This is a genomic window from Pseudidiomarina sediminum DSM 21906, from assembly GCF_000423165.1.
Classification (GTDB): domain Bacteria; phylum Pseudomonadota; class Gammaproteobacteria; order Enterobacterales; family Alteromonadaceae; genus Pseudidiomarina; species Pseudidiomarina sediminum.
Genome location: NZ_KE383983.1, coordinates 99,714 through 121,704 on the forward strand (window position 1 = coordinate 99,714; position 21,991 = coordinate 121,704).

Consider the following 21,991-nt stretch of genomic DNA (forward strand, 5'->3'; position numbering starts at 1 on the left):
CGTTCCGAATCGAGTTAGCATCAGTATTATGGCCGCGAAAGAAGCTCCAGTTGTTCCAAAAAATCCGTTCATTCTCGTGGACGGTTCGTCTTATTTATTTCGTGCATTTTATGCGCCACCACATTTGACCAATTCTGCTGGGGAGCCCACCGGCGCAATTTACGGTGTGGTGAACATGCTGCGCAGCCTGATCAAAAAGTATCACCCATCCCATATGGCCGTGGTGTTCGATGCCAAGGGCAAGACGTTCCGTAATGATATGTACGACGCGTACAAGGCAAATCGGCCACCGATGCCTGACGATTTGCGCTCACAAATAAAACCATTGCATGCGATTGTTGAAGCGCTTGGGCTGCCATTGCTTTGTATCGATAACGTCGAAGCCGATGATGTGATAGGCACATTGGCGCGTCAGGCATCGGAGGAAGGTCGTTTTACGCTGATCAGTACCGGTGATAAAGATATGGCGCAGTTGGTTAATGAGCATGTCATGCTCATCAATACCATGACGGATACCTTGCTCGATGTGCAGGGGGTAACGGATAAATATGGTGTGACGCCTGAGCAAATTATTGATTATCTGGCGCTTATGGGTGACAGCTCAGACAATATTCCGGGTCTACCTAAAGTTGGCGAAAAAACAGCGTTGGCGATGCTGCAAGGTATGCAGTCGATTGATGCTATGTATGAGGCGCCAGAAAAGTTGACCGAGCTGGGCTTTCGTGGCGCTAAATCAATGCCTGCAAAGCTGGCCGAGCATAAAGATATTTTGATGCTTTCACGTGAGTTGGCGACCATTAAACTTGATGTCGAACTTGACGGGGTTGCTCCTGAAGCGTTAGCGATTCGCCATGCTGACCGCGATAAATTGGTTGAGCTCTATACCCAGTGTGAATTTCGCCGTTGGCTCGATGAAGTCTTGCAAGACGGCCCGGTAACTGAACAACAATCCAGTGCAGCAACGTCGGACAGTGGCGCGGCGGTGACCATTGAGCGTGACAACTACGAGGTGATTTTCACCCAAGAAGCGTTGCAGCTTTGGTTAGATAAACTTGCCCAAGCAGATGTTTTTGCATTCGATACTGAAACCACCAGCTTGAACTATATGGAAGCTGAGCTGGTTGGTATTTCCTTCGCTTGTGAAGCGGGGAAAGCAGCTTACGTTCCGCTTGCCCATGACTATATGGATGCACCTGAACAATTGGAGCGGGCGGCTGTCTTGCAACAATTGCAGCCACTTTTAGAAGATCCACGTACAACCAAAATAGGCCAGAACTTGAAATACGATAGCCATATTTTACGGCGCTATGGTATTCGTCTGCAGGGCATTAAAAACGACACCATGTTGGCTTCTTATGTGTTCAACAGTGTGGGTTCGCGTCATGACATGGACAGCTTAAGTCTCCAATACCTAGGCCACCGCCCGATAGCCTTTGAAGACATTGCCGGTAAAGGTGCTAAGCAACTCACGTTTAATCAGTTAGATCTCGCCGAAGCAGCGCCTTATGCCGCTGAAGATGCGGATGTAACCCTGCGCTTGCATGAAAAATTATGGCCGCTTGTTGCCGAGCATGCGTCGTTGCTTAGCGTGTTGACAGAGATTGAGTTGCCACTGATTCCTGTGTTGGTAGATATTGAACAACGTGGTGTGCAAATTGATGCGCATTTGCTTGCAAAACAAAGCAATGAAATTGCGTTAGAACTTGCGGAGCTTGAGCAGCAAGCCTACAGCATAGCCGGTGAAGAATTTAATTTGGGCTCGCCAAAGCAACTACAAAAGATCTTGTTTGAGAAACTGCAATTGCCGGTCGTTAAGAAAACCCCGAAAGGGGCGCCGTCAACTGCAGAAGATGTACTGCAAGAACTGGCCTTGAATTATCCGCTGCCGGACGTGATTATGCGTCACCGTGGACTCAGTAAGTTGAAGTCAACATACACCGATAAGCTGCCAAAAATGGTCAACCCTCGGACGGGGCGTATTCATACCTCGTATCACCAAGCGGTGACTGCGACAGGACGTTTGTCATCGAGTGATCCAAATTTACAAAACATCCCGATCCGCACCGAAGCGGGTCGTCGTGTGCGTAAGGCGTTCACGGCGCCTGCAAATTATCGGATTATGGCGATTGACTATAGCCAAATTGAATTAAGAATCATGGCGCACTTGTCGCAAGACAAGAACCTTGTTGAGGCTTTCTCGAAAGGTCGTGATATCCACAAAGCTACTGCTTCAGAAGTGTTTGGCGTGCCCTTAGAGCAGGTCACTGCTGAGCAGCGTCGTCGCGCGAAAGCAGTCAACTTCGGTTTGATTTACGGGATGTCTGCGTTTGGTTTAGCGCGTCAGCTCGATATTCCTCGTCACGAAGCACAGCAGTATATGGACAGCTACTTTGAGCGCTTCCCAGGGGTGCAGGATTATATGGACAAAACGCGGGCGCAAGCGAAGCGTGATGGCTACGTTGAAACCATCTTTGGCCGCCGTCTGCACTTACCTGAAATACGGGCTCAGAATGCCATGCGCCGCAAAGCTGCTGAACGGGCAGCGATCAACGCACCGATGCAAGGTACAGCCGCAGATATTATTAAATATGCGATGATCAAAGTAGCGGACTACTTGCGTCGTGAAGTACCTAGCGAGCAAGCTTGGATGATTATGCAGGTACATGATGAACTGGTGTTTGAAGTGCGTGAAGATGTGGTGGAATCTTTGCAGAAAAAATTGGTCGAAATCATGGAGAATGCAGTGAAATTGGATGTGCCTCTCATCGCGGAAGCGGGAGTTGGCGCGGACTGGGACGAAGCGCACTAATTTTTTTGGTAGAAATTGAAATTTTTTTGAACTATCTGAAAAAGCGCGAGTCTGAATTAGTGAAAGGCGCATTAAGTGAGACAGATTGTCTCGATGGGAAGTCCTTTCAATGAGATGTTCTCTCCCTGGATTGTAAGTTTTTTGCCCGGCTCCTCGCCGGGCTTTTTCTTTTCTGAACGCAAATAAGCGCAGCGTTAGCGTTGCGTATTGAAGGGTTGCCGTTTGCGCTTATTGGCAATCCAAACCCCGCCTAGGATGGCGCCTAAGCCAAGTGCTTGTTGAATAAAGAAAGGCTCGCCATCAATAATCCCCAACACTAATGCCACGATAGGAATAAGATAGGTTACCGAGCTGGTGAAGGTTGTGTCGGTCATTTTCACCACGGTATTAAAAATCACGAGCGCCATAGCGGTACCGACCACACCTAAGATTAAAATCGCACTCAGTGAAAACCATTGTTCGGGTGTCGCCAGTTGCGATGTAAATGGCGTTGCTAACAGCAGATAGGCCAGTGCTGGCGGCGCAACCAAAAACAGTGACACCCCAGTAATGGTTAGGGCGCTAAGGTCATGAATATGATGTTTAATCAGGTTCAGGTTTAGCCCGTAACAAATGGTCGCCGCGATGATAAGCAGCGCGTAGCGATTAAATTCGAAAGCTCCTGACGCGCTTGCTGTGACCAATAAGGTCGTCCCCACTAAGCCAATCAGCACGCCAATCCATTGTTGCGCCACCGCACGTTGATGAAAAAGCACCACGCCGATGATTAAGGTTGCCAATGGTGTGAAGGTATTGAGGACCCCGGTGACCCCCGAGGGTAATTCGGTTTGTGCAAAGGCGAACAGAAACGCTGGGATAAAACTCCCGACTAAACCCACGCTAATGAGTTTCAACCAATGTCGTGCGCGAACGGTTTTAACCCGTTGTAGGATAAAGGGTAGCAGTACGAAGCCAGCAGAGGCTATTCGAATAGCGGCAAGTTGATCGGGGCTGAAGGCGAGCAGTCCTTTTTTAATAAGAAGGAAAGAACTGCCCCAAATTAATGCGAGTAAACCAAGAAGAAGCCATGCTTTTAACGGAGGCGTCTCATGATGCATCAGTCATCAACCACTCACTTAACTTAGCCTCCACTTGTGGCAGGCCAATTTTGGTTAATGAAGAAAACATTTCCACCGTGACATCGCCGCCAAACACAAGTGCAGCTTCGCGCGCTTGTAGCAACGTGGTTTTACGTGCGCCAGGCTTGAGCTTATCAGCTTTGGTCAATAACACTAACACTGGAATATCAGATGCCGTGGCCCAATGTAACAGCTCTTGGTCGACGTCACGATAAGGGTGGCGAATATCCATCAAAATCACCAAGCCACGCAAGGAATCGCGCTTTTCAAGGTATTCACTCAACGCCCGTTGCCATTTCTCTTTGACTGCCAGAGGTACTTTTGCGTAACCGTAACCAGGTAAATCGATCAAACGTTTGCCAGGCAGTACCTCAAACACGTTTATCAGTTGGGTACGGCCAGGTGTTTTACTGGTACGTGCCAAGTTCCGCTGACGGGTAAGTGTGTTCAAAGCACTTGATTTACCAGCATTTGAACGACCGGCAAAGGCGATCTCAACACCATCATCGGCAGGTAACTGACGAATATCTGGAGCGCTGGTAATGAAGGTTGTTGGCTGAAAGTTGAGGGTTGTCGGTTCCATGATGTTCAAAATGCTGCGAAGGAATGCCTATGCTAACACGATTAGGCGTTTAATCCTTAGAAGTTTTGTGTAAAATAGCGTCTGTATTTATATATCCAAAGCAGAGAAACCGACCATGAAAAAAATTGCATTGTTCGTTGGGCTGTATTTAGGTTTAAGCGGCGCTGTTATGGCAGCTACTGGTGATGCTGAAGCTGGTAAAGCGAAAGCACAAGTATGTGCTGCGTGCCATGGTCCAACTGGCAGTTCACCATCAGACATGTATCCGAAATTGAACGGACAACATGCGTCTTATCTTGAAAAGCAGCTGCACGATTATCAGTTGGCGGCGCAAACCAACGGTGAACAAGGACGCGCTGATCCAATCATGCAGGGACAAGTCGCGAACTTGAATGACCAAGATATTGCAGATTTGGCGGCATACTTTGCGAGCCAGGATCCAATGGAAGGGACTGCTTCTGAAGATGTTGTTGCGGCAGGTCAAGCCTTATACATGGGTGGTGATGCCGAGCGTAAAATCGCAGCTTGTGTTGCTTGTCACGGTCCACGTGGTGATGGCATGGGGTTAGCTAAGTTCCCTGATATCTCAGGTCAACACCCAGCGTACATTAAAGCGCAATTGGAGAAGTTCCGTAGTGGCCAGCGTGGCAACGACATGAACGAGATGATGCGTGATGTAGCTGCGAAGCTAACTGACAAAGATATTGAAATTCTTTCGCAGTATTTGGCTGGCTTGTACTAAGTTTAGCCAACTTGGCGAACAAAAAAGCAGCACTTAGGTGCTGCTTTTTTTGTTTTTTTGTTACAAGAAGTGCTAAGAAAGTCTTTAGAAACCAAGGCATAAACTTATAAGTAATAAGAAAAGTGGTTTTTAGATCATAAAAATCATTGATAAATTATTCTGAATCAGTAGTCTGAATGCCATCCAATTTGAGCAAATCGCCAGCAGAGCGAGGTCTCAAGATTAAATAAGCGAATAATTTATTTAATCCAGGGAATAATAAAAAGGCCAGGAGGCCTTGTTTAACCAAGCGAACAATAACAAGACTAAGGCTTGGTAAACGCGCGAAAAAATAACAATAATAATAAAAACGCATACGGAAGATATAATTAAGAACATGGATGAATTGACAACCGTTCTCGATAATCGCACGTGCGCTGTGTGACTAAAGAGAGAATACCCTAGGCGATGCTTTATGCATCGCCTTTTTATTTCCCCTCACTCTCAGGTAAACTACGCGTCATCACTTCATGAGGAATAACAGGTTATGACGCGTAAGAAGAAGACTCGCAAAACTGGGCCACTCGCCCCATCGAAAGCGCCGAAAGCCAACTTGCAACGTGCAGCTTCCGAGCAGACGAAACACAAAGGCAAAGGCAAGAAGCCTGGCTCACGTTTTAATGTCGCCTCGCAAGCCGCAAGCCAAGGCGCTTCGCAAAGCACTGCATCGAATGATCCTCGTCACGGTAGCAAGAAGCCGATTCAATTGGTCAGCAGTAAACCTGCGCCGCTAGAGGCAGAAGCAGCAACCGCAACCTTTGATCGCAAAGCTGCAGAACGTGAATTACAGCAACTTGAAAATGATCATCGCTTACAAGGCCTTCTCGAAGCCATGGAAGAGGGTGAGGAATTGACACGTGACGACCTTGCCTATGTTGACACCTGTACCGCTCGCTTTGAGCAGCTTGCAGAGCAACTGGGTATCGACCTTGAAGATGACGAAATCTGGGAGGACGAAGAGGATGACTGATATGCCATGGTGGCTGTGGCTTGCGCTGGCTGCTGGTGTTGTGGTGATTGGCGTGTTGGCCTTTATCGCAGGACGTTTATTTGCGCAGTTGCATGATCAAAAGAAAGTACGCGAGCAAGCCATTGCTAAACGTAATGAGCGTCTCCACGAAAGCATCGTCACCATCGCAAAGGCGATGGACCAGGGACAGTGCCCACTTTCTGAGGGGGCGTTGCGACTGGTGGTTCTCCTCGACTTGCGTGTAGAAGCTGATAAACCTGATTACAGTAGCCGCTACGCAGCAATTCATCAGATGTATGAGCAGATCAAGCATATGCCGACGCATGAAGCGCGTAAAACCTATCCTAAGGCAGAAATTCGTAAAATGGATAACGAGCGTGAAGGGTACGAAAAAGAGCTGGAAGATGTCATTTTGGCAGACGTCCGCCAGCTCTTAAAAGATTTTACTTAACGGTGTCGCGATAGACGTTACCGTCTTTCATGACCAAGTTGAGATCACTAAGCGTGCGCACGTCGTCCAGTGGATTGCCTTTCACCGCGACGATGTCTGCGCGCTTACCTTTACTTAGGGTACCAAAGTCATCAATCGTACCGAGTAAGGTCGCAGCATCGAAGGTCGCTGCTTTAATCGCCTCAAGTGCAGGCATACCCGCCTCAACCATATATTCAAACTCGCGATAGTTTTCGCCGTGGTCATAGACGCCTGAATCGGTACCAAAGGCAATTTTTACCCCGTACGCGTAGGCGGCCGCAAAGGTACTTTGAATTTTGGGGCCGATAGCACGTGCTTTGGGTTCAACAATTGCAGGAAAGAACCCCGGGATCTCTGCGCGTTCGCCGACCGCTTTACCCGCTGTAATCGTTGGCACATAGTAGACGCCTTTGGCTTTCATCGCCGCCATGACTTCTTCATCCATATAGGTGCCGTGTTCAATCGAGGCAACCCCGGCTTCAATGGCACGTAGCATGCCCTCTTTACCGTGTGCGTGTACGGTAACTTTCATGCCATAGTCATTGGCTGTTTCGACGACACCTTGGATTTCATCGAGCATAAATTGTGGGTTTTGGCCGCTCTTGGCAACACTTAAGACGCCGCCAGTCACCGTCAGCTTAATTAGGTCTGCACCATCTTGGTAACGTGCTCGAACCGCTTTGCGAGCTTCATAAGGGCCATTGATGACACCATCAGCGGGCGTTGGTGAAGGGTACAGATCAGCCTTTGCACCGTTGGTTGGATCTGCGTGGCCACCGGTTGTAGCGATAGATTTACCAGCAGTAAAGATGCGCGGGCCTTCGATTTTTCCTGCATTGATCGCATTACGTAAGGCAATACTTGCGTTGTAAGAGTCACCTAAATCGCGCACTGTTGTGAATCCCGCTTGCAGCGTTTTATCGGCATAGGTCACTGCATCAAGAGTGACGTCAGCGGCGTTTTTAGTGAATTTATGAATATAACTGCCTTGTGCCAGCTGTGAAGTGACGTGGGTGTGCATGTCGATAAAGCCAGGCATAATAGTGCTATCTCGGCGATCAATCACGGTGTCACCTTGTTCGGGCTTTTGATAGCCATCCACAATGGCGTGAATGCGGCCATCAACAATCACTACAGTTTTCTCTGTCACTGGCGCTGCACCTGTACCGTCAATGACGCGGCCTGCATGAATGAGGGTATCTGCAGATGCGCTACCCATACCAAGTGCAAGGCTGGCAACGATCGCGTTGATTAGGAATTTATTTTTATTTTTTTTCATGAGATCCTCTAGCTGGTCATTGGGGGTAATCTCCAATGTAAGCGCAGCCGCGTTAGCAAATCAATAGCTATGACGCGTGCAGACCGCAGATAGTGGTGCAATGAACGCACAAGCGCCATTAACTTGATATAATTACCGTCTAATCCAGTCATGGGACAAATGTAATGTTCAAACGCCTCCGCGAAGACATCCGTAGTGTTTATGCTCGCGATCCAGCTGCACGTCATTGGTTTGAAGTGTTAACGACTTATCCTGGCTTGCATGCGATTTGGTGGCATCGACTTAGTCACAAGTTGTGGAACTGGCGATTGCGTTGGTTGGCGCGCTTTACGTCGACCTTAGCGCGTTGGTTTACCGGTGTTGAAATCCATCCTGGCGCACGGATCGGCAGGCGTTTCTTCATTGATCATGGGATGGGCGTCGTGATTGGTGAAACGGCTGAAATTGGCGACGACGTGACGATTTATCATGGCGTCACCCTTGGCGGTACAAGCTGGAATCAAGGCAAGCGTCATCCAACGTTAGAGACCGGGGTGGTGATCGGTGCAGGCGCGAAAGTGTTGGGCCCAATTACGGTGCACAAAAATGCTCGCATTGGTTCAAATGCGGTAGTGGTCAAGCATGTACCTGCCGATGCGACTGTGGTGGGTATCCCAGCACGGGTTGCGAATACCAAAGTTGCACCTGAATTGAATGAGCGCCGTGCACAAATGGCGAAGCAGTATGGTTTTGATGCCTATGCTATTTCCCCTGATAACCCCGACCCGGTAGCGACAGCGATTGGCCGTATGCTTGATCATGTGCATTTCTTAGATCAGAAGGTATCGGATTTGTGTTGTGCAGTGAATCAACTCGGTGGCAATGTGTGTGAAGAAATTCCAGAAGTGGACGTCGATGACGTTGATTTCTTAAATGCTGAGCAAGAGGCTGCCAAGCAGCGAGAAGATGACCATAAAAAAAGCCGCTCATAGAGCGGCTTTTTAAAATTCGTTTCGCTAGTTTAGCGTTGCAAAAGCAACGTCTTACATAGGTACTACGTTTTCAGCTTGTGGGCCTTTAGGACCTTGAGCGATAGTGAACTGAACAGTTTGGCCTTCAGCTAAGGTTTTGAAACCGTCAGCTTGGATAGCGCTGAAATGTACGAATACGTCTGCGCCTTGTTCTTGCTCGATGAAACCGAAACCTTTAGCTTCGTTAAAGAATTTTACTTTACCAGTTACAGTAGACATGCTGAATATTCCTCGTAATGCATGTGAAAATCTAAGGTATTGCTAATAAAAATACGTGTATTACTTGGGACTTACAAAACGAGGTACAGCAATAGACTTCGTAACAGGCCACAATTAGACAGCCGAATTTTTTCTAGCGACTCTCAGTATACGCTGATCGCCCCCTCTGTCAAATGAAGTTTTTTAGCGAAACCTTAAGTTTATCCGCGGATCCAGTGTTTGGTGATATGTCGGAAAGTGTCGGTGCCACTTTTGTGCAGCCACTCGTACGCCGCCATCTCAGATGAGATAATCTCAATGCCATACTGTTGCATACGTTGCAGCGCAGTGCTTTTATCTGATTCGCGACGTGATCCAACCGCATCCTCAACGACGTAAACATCAAATCCGGCATTTTTGAGGTCGATCGCTGTTTGTAAGATACAAACGTGTGCTTCCATGCCCATCAGCACCAACTGCTGTTTGCTTGATTGTTTTACGGCATCAACGAATTGCGGTTCTTGCCAAGCACTAAAGTGGAGCTTTTCAATGACCCGCGCATTTTCGATAATTGCCGAGAGGTCATCGACGCTAATACCGAGACCTTTAGGGTATTGTTCAGTAACGAGGGTGGCGACATTGAGTTCGTCGGCAATCTCACCGAGCCAGCGCATGCGTCCGATCAATTTGTCGCGTTGGTGAATCACTGGCGCAAGTTTTTCTTGCACGTCGACAATGACCAAGAGGGTCTCTGAAGCATTTAGAAGCATAACGACTACCTGCAAAATAGAATGAAATAGGTGCATGCATTGTGCCGCAATATTCTTGCTATTCCTAGCGCTTGGCGCTAGCTTGGCGTTTAGACGAAATTTTGACGAAGAACCATGCAGCGCATCGCGAAAAAGCTATCCACCGAATCTGCAGATGACTTGCTGCAGAAGTTTAAGATTAAAGTTACCGGTAACATCATGTGGGCGGGAGGCATTACCGTACTCTTATTGACGGTGGCCCAGTTGTTGATTGGTAATACTGCGCAGGGCAGTGTGATGCTCGTCGCGGGCGTGTTTTTTATCGGCATGGCTTGGCGTTATCACGGTCGCCGCATCCCTATCATTATTCGCCTTTCTTTTATTGGATTGCTTTCTGCAATTACCGCGATGTCTATTGTTTTGAATAGTTATATCGGGGTGTACTGGACCTACCCACTGTTGGTGGCATGCTTTTTCTTGTTCAGTGGTCGCCAAGGCATTGGCGCTGCAGCGGTGCTGACACTTCTTTTCAGTACGGTGGTGTTTGTTAGCTTACCGTTGAACGACAGCTGGCGCGTCTGTGCCTCATTAGCCATTATTTTGGTGCTAGGCGCGGTGTTTGCAGTCTTACTAGAGCAGCTGCAACAACTCTTACGTAAATTGGTGGTCACCGATACGTTGACTGGCGTGCAAAACCGTCACTTAGTGACCCAAGTATTGGAAGAAGCAAGCTATCGTTTTGCAAGATATCGGCGACCGTCTAGTATTATCATGGCTGACTTGGATCATTTTAAGAAATTAAATGATGCCCACGGGCACCTCTTTGGTGACCAGATTTTAAAGCAAGTGGCCGAGCGTATGCGCAGTGTGTTGCGGCAAAATGATCAGCTATTTCGGGTCGGTGGTGAAGAGTTTTTAATTGTACTTGCCGAGGCGCAATTGAGTGACGCCTTGCGCGTCGCGGATAAACTGAAAAACACCATCTCGCAGACACCGTTTCGTGGTAAAACGACGCAAGTTGAAGTTACTTTGTCACTCGGTGTTGCCGAGGTGGTCAAAGATCAGTCTTGGGTTGAATGGCTGAATCGTGCTGATACTGCATTATTAGAAGCCAAGCGCAAAGGGCGTAATCAAGTACGAAAAGCCAGCAGTGTCAGTCGGGATGCAAGTCTACAACTGTAAAATATAGGCAAATGGCGGTGAAGCAGGTAAAGTAGGCGAAAATAATAATAACCTTACAATGGATAATGTTATGACACCGGTACCTTCGAGTAAAACCTCAGCCACGCACGACTTATGGCAACACTTTCGTTTGCTCGCAATGCGTACGATTTACTTCGGTTCAGGGCTGGTCATCGCGGGGAGCGGCCTTTACAGTTTGTTGGCGAGTAATTGGCTTGCTGGGTTGGCGCTGCTTTGTGTCTCGTCTGGTTTCTTCATTATCGGTTTTCTCTACCGTAACGAATTGGCACCGCAATGGATTAATTTCCTCGTTATTTGCTGTCTTGGCACTTTGGTGAGTGTGTCGATGAAGTCTGCCGGCATCCTTGGCGTGTATTGGATGTACCCGATTTTAGCAATGGTGTTTTTCATGTTTGATAAGACGATTTTCGTCCTCGTCATCATGCTGATTTACGCCTTATTTGCCGCTGTTATTTATCAAGTGTTGCCATTCGATTATGCGTGGCGTGTCGCCGTTTCGATGCTTGTACTGATTGGCGTTGGCGCCGCTTTTCTCGTTATGATGAGCAGCATGCAAAAACGCTTGTTTGCCGCAGCAGCGACCGATTCCCTAACGGGGTGTTATAAACGCGAGTATCTGAGTGACTTTGTACAGGCCGCTGTTGAGAAAGCGATGAAGCAAAAGCAGCCGTTAGCTTTGGTGCAAATCGACATGGATTCGTTTCAGGCACTCAATGATCGCTATGGTTATTTGCTTGGCGATAAAGTCTTGGCTGAAACTGCGCGGCGCTTATTGAATGTTGCGCGCGAGGGCGATTGCGTGATCCGTAGCAATGGCGCCGAGTTCATTGCGATTTTCCCAAATACAACCTTTGAAGAAGCAACCGAGCTGGCCAACGAAATGCTCGATCGTATTCGTTTAGAGCCTTATGCCGTTAAATCATTGACGGTGACGGTAACCGCCAGCGGTGGTTTGGCACTGTATCGCGCACGCCAACATTGGAGTGAGTGGCTTGAAGCTGCCGACGCAGCGTTGTTTCAAGCAAAAAGCCAAGGCCGGAACAGGCTAAAAGTCGCGCAATAAATTTGCACCGCGCTGCGCGCCTAGCTACAATTCGCACCTTTCGAAAAAAGGAGCAGTTCATGGCACCTGTACTAATTCTTATGGGTTCGCAGTCTGACTGGCCCGTGATGCAACACGCCGCGCAAATGTTAAAAGACCTTGGCGTTGAGTGGCGTGCTGAGGTGGTCTCTGCCCACCGTACCCCAGACCTTCTGCAATCTTCAATGGCTCAAGCCGAGCAAGATGGCGTGCCGGTAGTCATTGCTGGCGCCGGTGGTGCTGCGCACTTACCTGGTATGTTGGCGGCATATACGGCGATTCCTGTGCTGGGCGTGCCTGTGCCTAGTAAGCAGCTGAAAGGTTTAGATAGCTTGTTATCGATTGTGCAAATGCCAAAAGGCGTTGCGGTCGGCACTTTGGCCATTGGCCAAGCGGGTGCTGCAAACGCTGGTCTACTTGCGGCACAAATCATTGGCACGACTGATGCTACAGTACGTGAGCGTGTGCAGGCATTTCGCAAAGCACAACGTGAAAAAGTAATGAACGGCCCGAAGTTGGAGTTACCAGAAGCATGAAGGTCTTATTTGTAGGTGATGGGCAGCTTGGTCAGATGTTGGGTGCCAGTGGCATCAGCTATGGCCATGAGTGTTTGCTGTACAGTACGCGCACGCAAGAAGTGAAGCCGCTATCGGCACAGGTTGCGTTGCCTTGGACCCTGCAAGAAGCGATTGCTTGGGCCGATGTGGTGAGTTGGGAGCACGAGGCGATTCCAGCCGATGTTATTGCTGCCGCACATGATAAGTTTTTGATGGACCCAGCGCGCATTAAAAGCCTTACCGACCGCCGTGCTGAGAAAAAACTGTTTGACGACTGTCGTGTCGCAACCTCACCGTGGCAAAGCTATAGCACGCCAAATGAATTAGAGAAGCTGTTACGTGCCGCGCAACAACCTCTTGTCCTCAAAGCCGCTCAGGGTGGTTATGACGGTAAAGGCCAGTGGCACTATAAACCTGGTGATGCTATCGATGACATCGTGGCTGAAGCGGGGCGTGCCCCAGGGATTGCCGAGCACAAGATTCCCTTTGTGAAAGAGGTCTCTTTAGTTGGTGCCCGTGGTAAAGACGGCAGCGTGTGCTGTTATCCACTCACCACCAATGTGCATACCCAGGGTATTTTAAGTTATAGCTTCGGCGGCTTAGAAGAGGTTCCTGAAGCCTTGCAGCAGCAAGCTGAAGCGGCATTCCATCGTCTCACCGATGCATTGCATTATGTGGGGGTGTTTGCCATTGAGTTCTTTGTGGTGGGTGACGGTGACGCACAGCAGCTCCTTATTAATGAAGTTGCGCCTCGGGTACATAACTCTGGGCATTGGACCATGACCGGGGCGAACTGCAGTCAGTTTGATCTGCACTTACGTGCCTTAACGGGGATGCCTTTCCCGCAGCTCCGTATTGAACCTACGTTAATGTTGAACGCTATTGGTGTGGCACAATTACCGGTCGGCTTGTGGCATCATCAAGATGTGCAGTGCCATTGGTATAACAAAGAAGCGCGCCCAGGCCGCAAAGTTGGCCACGTGAACGTACGTACAGCCAATATTGCGACAGCGAAAACTTGGGTAAAACAGTGGCGTGAAAAGTTACAGGTGCTCGCCTAACCAAGCGTTGATGGCTTGCACTTGTTCGCCGCAGACTTGATGTTGCATGGCGAAGCTTTGATACGTCACCTTGTAGCCCGCGTCAGTTAGCCATGTTGCTGCGCGTTGACCCAAGGCCTCTGGAACGATGGGGTCTTGGCTACCATGTTGAATTAAAATTGGTAAATCGCGATTGGCTGGCGCTAATGCAACACTGTCTTGGGTCGCCAGATAGGTCGACAATGCCAGCAAACCACCGAGGCGCTGTGGATAACTCAGTGCCACCTCGTAAGCAACAGCTCCACCTTGAGAAAACCCTGCTAAGAAGATGTGTTCAGGGGCAATACCACGCTCTTGTTCGCGTTCAATAAGTGCGCTGATCGCAGCTGCTGAAGCCCGTAATTGCGCCGTATCAATTTCTCGCTCAAGGGTGGCGGATAGAATGTCGTACCATGCTGGCATGCGCATGCCACCGTTGATGGTGACCGCAAGCTGCGGCGCATGAGGAAACACAAAGCGTACTTGGCATCCTGCAGGTATTTGTAGATGTGGCACTAAGGGGGCAAAATCATTGCCATCAGCACCTAAGCCATGTAACCAGATGACAGCACGGTTTGCGGGTTCTTGCGGTTCAATTTCAACACATGGCAAGTAGGCCATTTACTTCTCCTTCACTTCTGAAACTTTTTTCCCTAATCCTGCGCTTATGGTGAGTTGCAAGGCGTCGGCAGGGCTCATATCGATAGGCTCTATACAGTTGCGTGGCACCATGACCATATAACCGCCGACATTGTAGCTCATCGGTAAAAACACTGCGACGTGGTCGTCATCGATGCACTGCGATAAACGGTCGCCTTCAATGCCACTCTTTTTGGTAACAATACCAATGAGTTTCAAGTCGCCACCAGGGAGTGTCACCATGACAACGGATTCTTCCGCGAAGTTTTTCCCTGACATCATTTCGATGACATCGTTAATGGTGCCGTAAACGCTGTTCAACACCGGCATTTTATTCATGATTTGGCCGGGGAATTGCCAGATTTTGTGGACAAACATCCAGCGTGAGCTAAATCCAATCAGCAAGGCTAGCCCCAGAAAACTGAGCGTGGCTAAGCCAGGGAAGTAGTAGGCTTGCCCGACAATGGCTTCCCAAATAGGGCGCAACGTGGTTTCCACGGTCATGATAAGCCAGCGCACAATGGCGATGGTCACGACAATCGGTAACAATATCGCAAGGCCGCGAAGTAAATACTGTATGGCTTTTTTCATTGTGTTAATCTCTTGTAAGTTTGTTCTAGCTTAGCTTTTTCAGGACGCAACATGAAACTATTTGGCAGTTATACCTCACCTTTTGTGCGCCATTGTCGAATCGTATTGGCCCAACAACAACATCCGTTTGAGTTGGTGCCTACCGACTATGCGCAAAGTGCACAGCAGTCACCGGCAAAACGTGTGCCGTACTTCCATCATAATGAGCTAAAATTACACGATTCGTCGTCGATTTTACGTTATCTTCGCAATTTAGATGGACAGGCTTTCTGTGCCGACGACGCTGACTTTGACCTGTACTGTCTGGTCAACACCGCGATGGATACCACCATTAATTTATTTCTACTTGGCCGTGATGGTATCACGCCGGAGCAAGTGCCTTACCTGGAACGTCAAGCTGCTCGCGTGGAAGCCATTTTAGACGACCTTAATGCGCGGGAGTGGCCAGCTGTTGATCCGATGAATGATGCCCATTTGCGTCTGGCCTGCTTTTTGAGTTGGGCACAATTCCGTGAGCTCCTAGATATTCAGAAGTGGCCAGTGTTACAAGACTTTTTAATGACCGTAAATCAACAGCCTTGGTTTGCGAATACCCATCCGGCTTTAAGTTAATAAGAACAAGGGAGTTATTAATGAAACATTTTATTTCTTTGGTGAGTGTGGCGGTGTTAGCTGCTTGTTCACCACAACAGCAATCAGCGAGCAGTGATCACGTGGCCGAACAACAACAACCCGCACAAGCCCCCACCCAGTTAACTTATCCAGAAACTGCGCGTGGCGGGGTCAGCGATGACTATTTCGGTACTAAGGTTGCCGACCCGTACCGCTGGCTTGAAGATGACCGTAGTGCTGAAACAGAAGCTTGGGTGAAGCAACAAAATGAAGTGACCTTCAGCTACCTTGAGCAAATTCCTTATCGTCAAGAAATCGCCGATCGTCTAAGTTCCATGTGGAACTACGAAAAAGTAGGTGCGCCGTTTAAAGAAGGTGATTACACCTATTTTTATAAAAACGATGGCTTGCAGAACCAGTATGTGGTGTATCGCACCGATGCTGAAGGCAATACTGAAGTGTTCCTTGACCCAAATACTTTTAGTGAAGACGGTACCACTTCGTTGGCAAGTTTGAGCTTCTCGAAAGATGGCTCAATTGCTGCTTACGCGATTTCTGAAGGTGGTAGTGACTGGCGCAAAATCATTGTGATTGACGTTGAGAGCAAAGAGCAGCTGGAGCCAGAGCTGGTCGACGTGAAATTCAGCGGCATCTCATGGGTCGGCAATAAAGGTTTCTACTACTCTAGCTATGACAAGCCAGAAGGCAGTGAGCTTTCAGCGAAAACCGATCAACACAAGCTGTATTACCATGCGTTAGGTACCGCGCAAGCTGATGATCCTGTGATTTTTGGCGGTACGGATGCTGAAAAACACCGCTACGTAGGTGGTTATGTGTCTGAAGATGACCAGTACCTATTTATCACAGCGGCTGTGTCGACCTCAGGTAATAAGTTGTTTGTGAAAGACTTGAGCACCCCTGACAGCGAGCTAGTGGCGATTACTGACACCACAGACGCAGACACCTATGTGCTCGACAATAAAGGCTCTACGCTTTATTTGGTGACCAATATGGATGCGCCAAACAAGCGCGTGGTCACTGTTGATGCTGCAAATCCGCAACCAGAAAACTGGGAAACCTTCATTGCTGAAACCGACAATGTATTAAGTGTCAGTACTGGAGCTGGTTATATTTTCGCGGAATATATGGTTGATGCGATTTCGAAAATCGAGCAGTACGCCTATGATGGCAGCAACGTGCGTGACGTTGAATTACCGGGCGTAGGTAGCGTCGGGGGCTTTGGCGGTAAAGCTGAGGCCGAAACCTTGTACTACAGCTTCACCAACTATAATACGCCAGGCACTATCTATGCGTATGACCCTGATGCTGGTGAGTCGACGGTATATGAGAAATCGAAAGCCGACTTCAATAGCGATGACTATGTGTCGACGCAGATTTTCTATACTTCCAAAGATGGTACGCAAGTTCCGATGATCATCACCCACAAGAAGGGCATGGAACTTGACGGTAATAATCCGACCATTCTATACGGTTACGGTGGTTTTAACGTTAGCTTGACGCCTTCATTCAGTATCACCAATGCCTTGTGGCTCGAATTAGGCGGCGTCTACGCAGTGGCAAACTTGCGTGGCGGTGGTGAGTACGGGAAAGCATGGCACAATGCGGGAACCCAGTTGAACAAGCAAAACGTTTTCGATGACTTTATTGCTGCGGGTGAATACCTCATTGATCAAGGCTACACCTCGAATGATTACTTAGCCGTGCGTGGCGGGTCAAATGGTGGTTTGTTGGTGGGTGCGGTAATGACTCAGCGTCCTGACCTGATGAAGGTCGCCTTACCAGCGGTCGGCGTGTTAGACATGCTGCGCTATCATACCTTCACTGCTGGCGCAGGATGGGCGTACGATTACGGTACTGCTGAAGACAACCAAGAAATGTTTGAATACTTGCTTGGTTATTCGCCGGTTCACAATGTGAAACAAGGTGTTGAGTACCCAGCAACCATGGTAACCACGGGTGATCATGATGACCGTGTGGTACCGGCGCACTCATTCAAGTTTGCGGCTGAGTTACAAGCGAAAGCGGGCGGTAGCAATCCACAATTGATCCGTATCGAAACGAATGCGGGTCATGGTGCTGGTACTCCGGTATCGAAAACCATTGAGCAATATGCTGACATTTACGGCTTCACCCTTTATAACATGGGTGTAAAAGACCTAAGTGAACTGCAGAAGTAAGAAGCTGCAATCTGTTGTCTAGGGCCTCAATTGAGGCCCTCTTTTATTCAGACCAACGAATACTAACGTGACTCGAGCGAATGTGGTGAAAACTGCTAGGGTCCTAACCAAGACGAGAATAAAATGAAGACATTTAAAACTTCGATGCGTGGCTGGTGGTTGGTTGCGCTTGCAACGACCACCTTGACGGCCTGTCAGCCGTCACCACAGCAAGCATCTTCTGTTGTAGAGGAGCAAGCTCCAGTGGCTAAGCGTGAACCTTATACCGTCGTTTCACCTCACGGTGAGCGCGTGGACCATTATTATTGGCTACGTGATGATGAGCGTACCGACCCAGAGGTATTGGCTTATCTTGAGGCTGAAAATGCCTATTACGATGCGTATCGTGCCGATTATCAAACCTTGACCGATACCCTCGAGGCCGAAATTCTCGGCCGAGTGAAGCAAGATGACAGCTCGGTTCCGTACCAAAAGGGTAGTTATCTTTATCAGACAGAATACGAAACGGGTAAAGAGTACCCAATTTACACGCGGACGCACATTGAGACTGAGGAAAAACAAACGATTCTCGATGTGAATGCCTTGGCTGAAGGTGAGTCGTTCATGCAGGCGCGCAACCTGCAAGTGAGTCCAGATCAAAACAAGCTGGCCTATGTCGTCGATAACGTCGGTCGTCGTCAGTATGAACTGCACGTACGTGATTTAACGACAGGTGAAACCAATGCTACCGGCTTAAGTGGCTTATCAGCTGCGATTGCATGGGCGCAGGACAATGAAACCTTGTTTGTCATTGAGAACGACCCGCAAACCTTACTCTCTAAGCGCGTGTTGAAGTATCGCTTAGGTGAGCCGGCAACTAGCGCTGAAGTGGTTTATGAAGAGCAAGACGATACCTTCTATATGTGGGTCAACAATACCACTGACGACGCCTACGTCATGATTCAGCTTGATGCTACGGTGTCCGATGAGATTCATGTCTTGGACGCGTCAACACCTGACGCTGAGTTTCAGGTGATGGCACCGCGTGAGCGCGACTTCAAATACAGTGCTGATCATATCGATGGTCGTTGGATTATTTTGACCGACTATCAAGCACCAAACTTCCAGCTAATGCAGGTAGAAACCGCGGCGTTGGGGGATAAGTCGGCATGGCAATCGTTAGTACCGCATGATGAGGCCGTGTTTATTGATGGTTTTGAGCTCTTTACTGACTACTTGGTGATCAACGAACGTTTTGATGGCTTGAGCCGTATTCGCGTGATGCCATGGCAAAACCCTGAGGCAAGCTATGAAATCGCTGCCGATGAACCGACTTATGTCATGGATTTCGACGTTAACGTTGAGCAAGATACCGATGTGTTGCGCTACAACTACACGTCGTTGATTCAACCGACGGTCACCTATGCTTACAACTTAGCGACCCAAGAACGTGAGGTTCTGAAAGAGAAGCAAGTGCCTCATTATGATGCTTCCAAGTATGCATCTTCCCGTACCTGGGCCGTCGCTGAAGATGGCACCAAGGTGCCAGTGTCGCTGGTTTATTTAAAAGACTTCAACCAAGATGGCAGCGCCCCTTTGTACCAGTATGCTTACGGGTCTTATGGTTCGATTTCAGAGCCGTGGTTCCGTTCGACGATTTTTTCGCTGGTCGATCGTGGCTTTGTCTATGCCATCGCGCATATTCGTGGCGGTCAAGAAATGGGACGCCATTGGTATGAAGAAGGCAAAATGCTCAATAAAATGAACACCTTTACTGACTATGTTGCCGTCACCAAGCATTTGGTTGCGGAAGGTTACGCGCATCCAAATAAGGTTTTTGGTATGGGTGGCAGCGCCGGTGGGTTGTTGATGGGTGCGGTCGCAAACATTGCCCCAGAGCATTATCGTGGCTTAGTGGCACATGTACCTTTTGTGGATGTCGTGACCACCATGCTGGATGAGAGCATTCCGCTGACGACCAATGAGTTTGATGAGTGGGGGAACCCGAAAGAGCAGCAGTACTATGAGTACATGTTGTCATATTCACCTTACGACCAAGTGAGTGCGCAGGACTATCCAGCGTTGTTGGTTACGACCGGTTTGCACGACTCGCAGGTACAGTATTTTGAACCGGCGAAGTGGGTTGCGAAACTACGTCACCATAAAACGGATGATCAGCCGTTAATGTTCAAAACCAATATGGAGGCTGGACACGGTGGTTCTTCAGGACGTTTCTCACGTTTGAAAGAAGTTGCCGAGGAGTATGCGTTTATTTTGGATTTGCTGGCGCAAGATCAGGCCGCAGATGAGTAAACTAAAAGCCCGGACGTTGTGGAACGTCCGGGCCAATTGTTAGAATTCAGCGTTGTGGTAGATGTTCTGCACATCGTCACAATCGTTGAGCATATCTAAAAACTTCTCCATCATTGCAACATCATCACCGCTGATGGTGGTCATGACTTGCGGTAAATACTGAATTTCATCCGTTTCGAAGTCAGTTTCAGGGAAATTTTCTTGCAGCGCGGTTTTCGCTTTGTGCCATTCAGTGTGTGGCGCGAAGACGGTGATCATGCCGTCTTCTGCTTCAATGTCGGTCACGTCAACATCGGCCATCATTAATGCTTCTAACACTGCATCGTCGTCTTCGCCTGCGAAGGCCAAAATCGCGCAGTGATCAAACATGTGCGCAACACTGCCTGGCGCACCAATTTTCGACTTGGTTTTCGTAAAGCAGTTACGCACTTCACCAAAGGTTCGCGCTGGGTTGTCCGTAAGACACTCAACCATGACCATGCAGTTGCCAGGACCAAAGCCTTCATAGACGGCTGGAGCGTAATCTTCACCAGCACCACCTTTTGCTTTATCAATAGCTTTTTCGATAACGTGCGCAGGAACTTGATCCTTCTTGGCACGGTCAATTAAGCTACGCAGCTGTAAGTTAGCGTCAGGCTCAACACCGCCTTGTTTGGCAACAACGTAAATTTCACGGCCGTATTTGCTGTAGACTTTACTTTTTGCATTTGCGGTTTTCGCGATCGATTCTTTTCGGTTTTGATAGGCGCGACCCATAGTAGATTTCCAATGTCGATTTACAAGAGGCGCAATTTTATACATACATTGGACGTTGATCCAGTTTAACTCTTGCGCCAAATAGCGTATTTTAGAACTATCTAATTAACACAAGGAGAGCTCGACGATGACGCATTCGGATTCTGTAGGCGTTGCAGCATTCTTAGATAATGATAGCGAAACCTTTAGTTACGTGGTCTGGGACAAAGATACCCAAAAAGCTGTGGTGATTGATCCTGTCCTCGATTTTGACTACAAATCAGGCCGTACCGCAACCAAAGGCGCGCAACGCTTGATTGATTTTGTGCGTGAACACGATGTAGAGGTGGAGTGGGTGTTAGAGACCCATGCCCATGCCGATCACTTGTCTGCGGCACCTTTTGTGAAGGCGCACGTCGGAGGTAAGATTGGGATTGGTGAACACATTCAAGATGTGCAGAAAATTTTTAAGGATGTGTTTGACTTAGAAAAAGAGTTTTTACCCAACGGTGCGCAGTTTGATCACCTCTTCAAAGACGGTGAGACTTTCCAAGTGGGTAACATGACCTTTGAAGTGATGCATACGCCAGGACACACGCCAGCCGATATTGCGTATTTAATTAATGGCGAGAAAGTCTTTGTTGGTGATACGCTGTTCATGCCGGATGTGGGTACTGCGCGTTGTGATTTCCCAGGCGGGAGTGCGACGACCTTGTTCCGCTCGATCAAAAAGATCCTCGCGTTACCTGAGTCGACGGAAATCTATATTTGCCATGATTATCCGCCAGCGGGGCGTGAGCACGAGTATTGCACAACGGTCGCTGCTCAGCGCAAGCATAGCAAACACGTGAATGATAACGTTTCGGAACAAGACTTCGTTAAAATGCGGGAAGAGCGCGATGCTACACTTGAAATGCCACGGCTAATCTTACCGTCCATTCAGGTAAATATTCGCGCTGGCGAGATGCCTCCGGCGGATGAAGACGGTAAGGTGTACTTGAAGTTACCTATTAATCAACTCTAAGAAGGAAGAAC

The 21,991-nt window shown here is 48.6% G+C and carries 21 protein-coding genes; 13 read left to right on the forward strand and 8 right to left on the reverse strand.

Annotated elements, in window-relative coordinates; translation table 11 throughout:
* Window positions 1–28 precede the first annotated feature (28 nt).
* A complete protein-coding gene (gene polA / locus G535_RS13040) occupies window positions 29–2,809 on the forward strand; it encodes a DNA polymerase I (protein WP_034727779.1) in 2,781 nt (926 codons plus the stop codon).
* Between the two features lie 194 nt (window positions 2,810–3,003).
* Here polA and G535_RS0105785 read toward each other — a convergent pair whose 3' ends face one another.
* Both G535_RS0105785 and yihA read right to left on the reverse strand, forming a co-directional pair.
* The gene (locus G535_RS0105785) at window positions 3,004–3,906 is read right to left on the reverse strand and encodes a DMT family transporter (protein ID WP_026861193.1); all 903 of its coding nucleotides are present in this window, start codon (window positions 3,904–3,906) and stop codon (window positions 3,004–3,006) included.
* Window positions 3,896–4,510: a ribosome biogenesis GTP-binding protein YihA/YsxC gene (gene yihA / locus G535_RS0105790; protein WP_026861194.1), complete on the reverse strand. Its 615-nt coding sequence runs from the start codon at window positions 4,508–4,510 to the stop codon at window positions 3,896–3,898. The genes G535_RS0105785 and yihA overlap by 11 nt, the downstream gene beginning before the upstream one ends.
* Before the next feature lie 115 nt (window positions 4,511–4,625).
* On the opposite strand from yihA, the gene G535_RS0105795 reads away from it, so the two are divergent.
* The 3 genes from G535_RS0105795 to G535_RS0105805 all read left to right on the forward strand — a co-directional run bounded on the left by G535_RS0105795 (window position 4,626) and on the right by G535_RS0105805 (window position 6,712).
* A complete protein-coding gene (locus G535_RS0105795; RefSeq protein ID WP_026861195.1) occupies window positions 4,626–5,252 on the forward strand; it encodes a c-type cytochrome in 627 nt (208 codons plus the stop codon).
* 526 nt (window positions 5,253–5,778) lie between these two features.
* Complete coding sequence (yihI, locus tag G535_RS0105800; RefSeq protein ID WP_026861196.1) at window positions 5,779–6,261, forward strand: Der GTPase-activating protein YihI; 483 nt, start codon at window positions 5,779–5,781, stop codon at window positions 6,259–6,261.
* Window positions 6,254–6,712, forward strand: a complete 459-nt coding sequence (locus G535_RS0105805) for a DUF2489 domain-containing protein (RefSeq protein ID WP_051206989.1) — start codon at window positions 6,254–6,256, stop codon at window positions 6,710–6,712. Before yihI ends, G535_RS0105805 begins: the two co-directional genes overlap by 8 nt.
* On the opposite strand, the gene G535_RS0105810 is transcribed toward G535_RS0105805, so the two are convergent.
* The gene (locus G535_RS0105810; protein ID WP_026861198.1) at window positions 6,705–8,012 is read right to left on the reverse strand and encodes a metal-dependent hydrolase family protein; all 1,308 of its coding nucleotides are present in this window, start codon (window positions 8,010–8,012) and stop codon (window positions 6,705–6,707) included. The two genes, G535_RS0105805 and G535_RS0105810, sit on opposite strands and share 8 nt — an antisense overlap.
* Before the next feature lie 164 nt (window positions 8,013–8,176).
* Here G535_RS0105810 and cysE point away from each other — a divergent pair, with 164 nt between their 5' ends.
* On the forward strand, window positions 8,177–8,983 hold the full coding sequence (cysE, locus tag G535_RS0105815; protein ID WP_026861199.1) for a serine O-acetyltransferase: 807 nt from the start codon (window positions 8,177–8,179) through the stop codon (window positions 8,981–8,983).
* Between the two features lie 51 nt (window positions 8,984–9,034).
* On the opposite strand, the gene G535_RS0105820 is transcribed toward cysE, so the two are convergent.
* On the reverse strand, window positions 9,035–9,241 hold the full coding sequence (locus G535_RS0105820; protein ID WP_026861200.1) for a cold-shock protein: 207 nt from the start codon (window positions 9,239–9,241) through the stop codon (window positions 9,035–9,037).
* Window positions 9,242–9,441: 200 nt separating this feature from the next.
* Window positions 9,442–9,990 carry a hydrolase gene (locus G535_RS0105825; RefSeq protein WP_026861201.1) on the reverse strand — a complete coding sequence of 183 codons (549 nt, stop codon included), beginning with the start codon at window positions 9,988–9,990 and terminating at the stop codon, window positions 9,442–9,444.
* Between the two features lie 114 nt (window positions 9,991–10,104).
* Here G535_RS0105825 and G535_RS13045 point away from each other — a divergent pair, with 114 nt between their 5' ends.
* From G535_RS13045 to G535_RS0105845, 4 genes are all read left to right on the forward strand, one after another.
* Window positions 10,105–11,151 (forward strand): GGDEF domain-containing protein, encoded by a 1,047-nt coding sequence (locus G535_RS13045; protein ID WP_051206990.1) that lies wholly within the window; start codon window positions 10,105–10,107, stop codon window positions 11,149–11,151.
* A 70-nt stretch (window positions 11,152–11,221) separates the two neighbouring features.
* Window positions 11,222–12,235 carry a GGDEF domain-containing protein gene (locus G535_RS0105835; protein ID WP_026861202.1) on the forward strand — a complete coding sequence of 338 codons (1,014 nt, stop codon included), beginning with the start codon at window positions 11,222–11,224 and terminating at the stop codon, window positions 12,233–12,235.
* Between the two features lie 59 nt (window positions 12,236–12,294).
* Complete coding sequence (gene purE / locus G535_RS0105840) at window positions 12,295–12,789, forward strand: 5-(carboxyamino)imidazole ribonucleotide mutase (RefSeq protein WP_026861203.1); 495 nt, start codon at window positions 12,295–12,297, stop codon at window positions 12,787–12,789.
* Entirely contained in the window at window positions 12,786–13,871 is a 1,086-nt protein-coding gene (locus tag G535_RS0105845) for an ATP-grasp domain-containing protein (protein WP_026861204.1), read from the forward strand. The genes purE and G535_RS0105845 overlap by 4 nt, the downstream gene beginning before the upstream one ends.
* Here the strand turns inward: G535_RS0105845 and G535_RS0105850 are convergent.
* Both G535_RS0105850 and G535_RS0105855 read right to left on the reverse strand, forming a co-directional pair.
* Complete coding sequence (locus tag G535_RS0105850) at window positions 13,854–14,510, reverse strand: alpha/beta hydrolase (protein WP_026861205.1); 657 nt, start codon at window positions 14,508–14,510, stop codon at window positions 13,854–13,856. The two genes, G535_RS0105845 and G535_RS0105850, sit on opposite strands and share 18 nt — an antisense overlap.
* Window positions 14,511–15,119: a DUF502 domain-containing protein gene (locus G535_RS0105855; RefSeq protein WP_026861206.1), complete on the reverse strand. Its 609-nt coding sequence runs from the start codon at window positions 15,117–15,119 to the stop codon at window positions 14,511–14,513.
* A gap of 51 nt (window positions 15,120–15,170) precedes the next feature.
* Between G535_RS0105855 and G535_RS0105860 the strand changes: the two genes are divergently transcribed.
* From G535_RS0105860 to G535_RS0105870, 3 genes are all read left to right on the forward strand, one after another.
* Window positions 15,171–15,731 (forward strand): glutathione S-transferase family protein, encoded by a 561-nt coding sequence (locus G535_RS0105860; protein ID WP_026861207.1) that lies wholly within the window; start codon window positions 15,171–15,173, stop codon window positions 15,729–15,731.
* Window positions 15,732–15,751: 20 nt separating this feature from the next.
* A complete protein-coding gene (locus G535_RS0105865; protein WP_026861208.1) occupies window positions 15,752–17,929 on the forward strand; it encodes a prolyl oligopeptidase family serine peptidase in 2,178 nt (725 codons plus the stop codon).
* 144 nt (window positions 17,930–18,073) lie between these two features.
* Window positions 18,074–20,221, forward strand: a complete 2,148-nt coding sequence (locus tag G535_RS0105870) for a S9 family peptidase (RefSeq protein ID WP_084616868.1) — start codon at window positions 18,074–18,076, stop codon at window positions 20,219–20,221.
* Between the two features lie 39 nt (window positions 20,222–20,260).
* On the opposite strand, the gene G535_RS0105875 is transcribed toward G535_RS0105870, so the two are convergent.
* On the reverse strand, window positions 20,261–20,977 hold the full coding sequence (locus G535_RS0105875; protein WP_026861210.1) for a YebC/PmpR family DNA-binding transcriptional regulator: 717 nt from the start codon (window positions 20,975–20,977) through the stop codon (window positions 20,261–20,263).
* A 127-nt stretch (window positions 20,978–21,104) separates the two neighbouring features.
* Between G535_RS0105875 and G535_RS0105880 the strand changes: the two genes are divergently transcribed.
* The gene (locus G535_RS0105880) at window positions 21,105–21,980 is read left to right on the forward strand and encodes an MBL fold metallo-hydrolase (RefSeq protein WP_026861211.1); all 876 of its coding nucleotides are present in this window, start codon (window positions 21,105–21,107) and stop codon (window positions 21,978–21,980) included.
* The last annotated feature ends 11 nt before the right edge of the window (window positions 21,981–21,991 follow it).

What these genes read in the sequence shown, in the direction of transcription:
- polA (WP_034727779.1), top strand. Translation starts at nt 29, where the DNA reads ATGGCCGCGAAAGAAGCTCCAGTTGTTCCAAAAAATCCGTTCATTCTC.
- G535_RS0105785 (WP_026861193.1), bottom strand. Translation starts at nt 3,906, where the DNA reads ATGCATCATGAGACGCCTCCGTTAAAAGCATGGCTTCTTCTTGGTTTA.
- yihA (WP_026861194.1), bottom strand. Translation starts at nt 4,510, where the DNA reads ATGGAACCGACAACCCTCAACTTTCAGCCAACAACCTTCATTACCAGC.
- G535_RS0105795 (WP_026861195.1), top strand. Translation starts at nt 4,626, where the DNA reads ATGAAAAAAATTGCATTGTTCGTTGGGCTGTATTTAGGTTTAAGCGGC.
- yihI (WP_026861196.1), top strand. Translation starts at nt 5,779, where the DNA reads ATGACGCGTAAGAAGAAGACTCGCAAAACTGGGCCACTCGCCCCATCG.
- G535_RS0105805 (WP_051206989.1), top strand. Translation starts at nt 6,254, where the DNA reads ATGACTGATATGCCATGGTGGCTGTGGCTTGCGCTGGCTGCTGGTGTT.
- G535_RS0105810 (WP_026861198.1), bottom strand. Translation starts at nt 8,012, where the DNA reads ATGAAAAAAAATAAAAATAAATTCCTAATCAACGCGATCGTTGCCAGC.
- cysE (WP_026861199.1), top strand. Translation starts at nt 8,177, where the DNA reads ATGTTCAAACGCCTCCGCGAAGACATCCGTAGTGTTTATGCTCGCGAT.
- G535_RS0105820 (WP_026861200.1), bottom strand. Translation starts at nt 9,241, where the DNA reads ATGTCTACTGTAACTGGTAAAGTAAAATTCTTTAACGAAGCTAAAGGT.
- G535_RS0105825 (WP_026861201.1), bottom strand. Translation starts at nt 9,990, where the DNA reads ATGCTTCTAAATGCTTCAGAGACCCTCTTGGTCATTGTCGACGTGCAA.
- G535_RS13045 (WP_051206990.1), top strand. Translation starts at nt 10,105, where the DNA reads ATGCAGCGCATCGCGAAAAAGCTATCCACCGAATCTGCAGATGACTTG.
- G535_RS0105835 (WP_026861202.1), top strand. Translation starts at nt 11,222, where the DNA reads ATGACACCGGTACCTTCGAGTAAAACCTCAGCCACGCACGACTTATGG.
- purE (WP_026861203.1), top strand. Translation starts at nt 12,295, where the DNA reads ATGGCACCTGTACTAATTCTTATGGGTTCGCAGTCTGACTGGCCCGTG.
- G535_RS0105845 (WP_026861204.1), top strand. Translation starts at nt 12,786, where the DNA reads ATGAAGGTCTTATTTGTAGGTGATGGGCAGCTTGGTCAGATGTTGGGT.
- G535_RS0105850 (WP_026861205.1), bottom strand. Translation starts at nt 14,510, where the DNA reads ATGGCCTACTTGCCATGTGTTGAAATTGAACCGCAAGAACCCGCAAAC.
- G535_RS0105855 (WP_026861206.1), bottom strand. Translation starts at nt 15,119, where the DNA reads ATGAAAAAAGCCATACAGTATTTACTTCGCGGCCTTGCGATATTGTTA.
- G535_RS0105860 (WP_026861207.1), top strand. Translation starts at nt 15,171, where the DNA reads ATGAAACTATTTGGCAGTTATACCTCACCTTTTGTGCGCCATTGTCGA.
- G535_RS0105865 (WP_026861208.1), top strand. Translation starts at nt 15,752, where the DNA reads ATGAAACATTTTATTTCTTTGGTGAGTGTGGCGGTGTTAGCTGCTTGT.
- G535_RS0105870 (WP_084616868.1), top strand. Translation starts at nt 18,074, where the DNA reads ATGCGTGGCTGGTGGTTGGTTGCGCTTGCAACGACCACCTTGACGGCC.
- G535_RS0105875 (WP_026861210.1), bottom strand. Translation starts at nt 20,977, where the DNA reads ATGGGTCGCGCCTATCAAAACCGAAAAGAATCGATCGCGAAAACCGCA.
- G535_RS0105880 (WP_026861211.1), top strand. Translation starts at nt 21,105, where the DNA reads ATGACGCATTCGGATTCTGTAGGCGTTGCAGCATTCTTAGATAATGAT.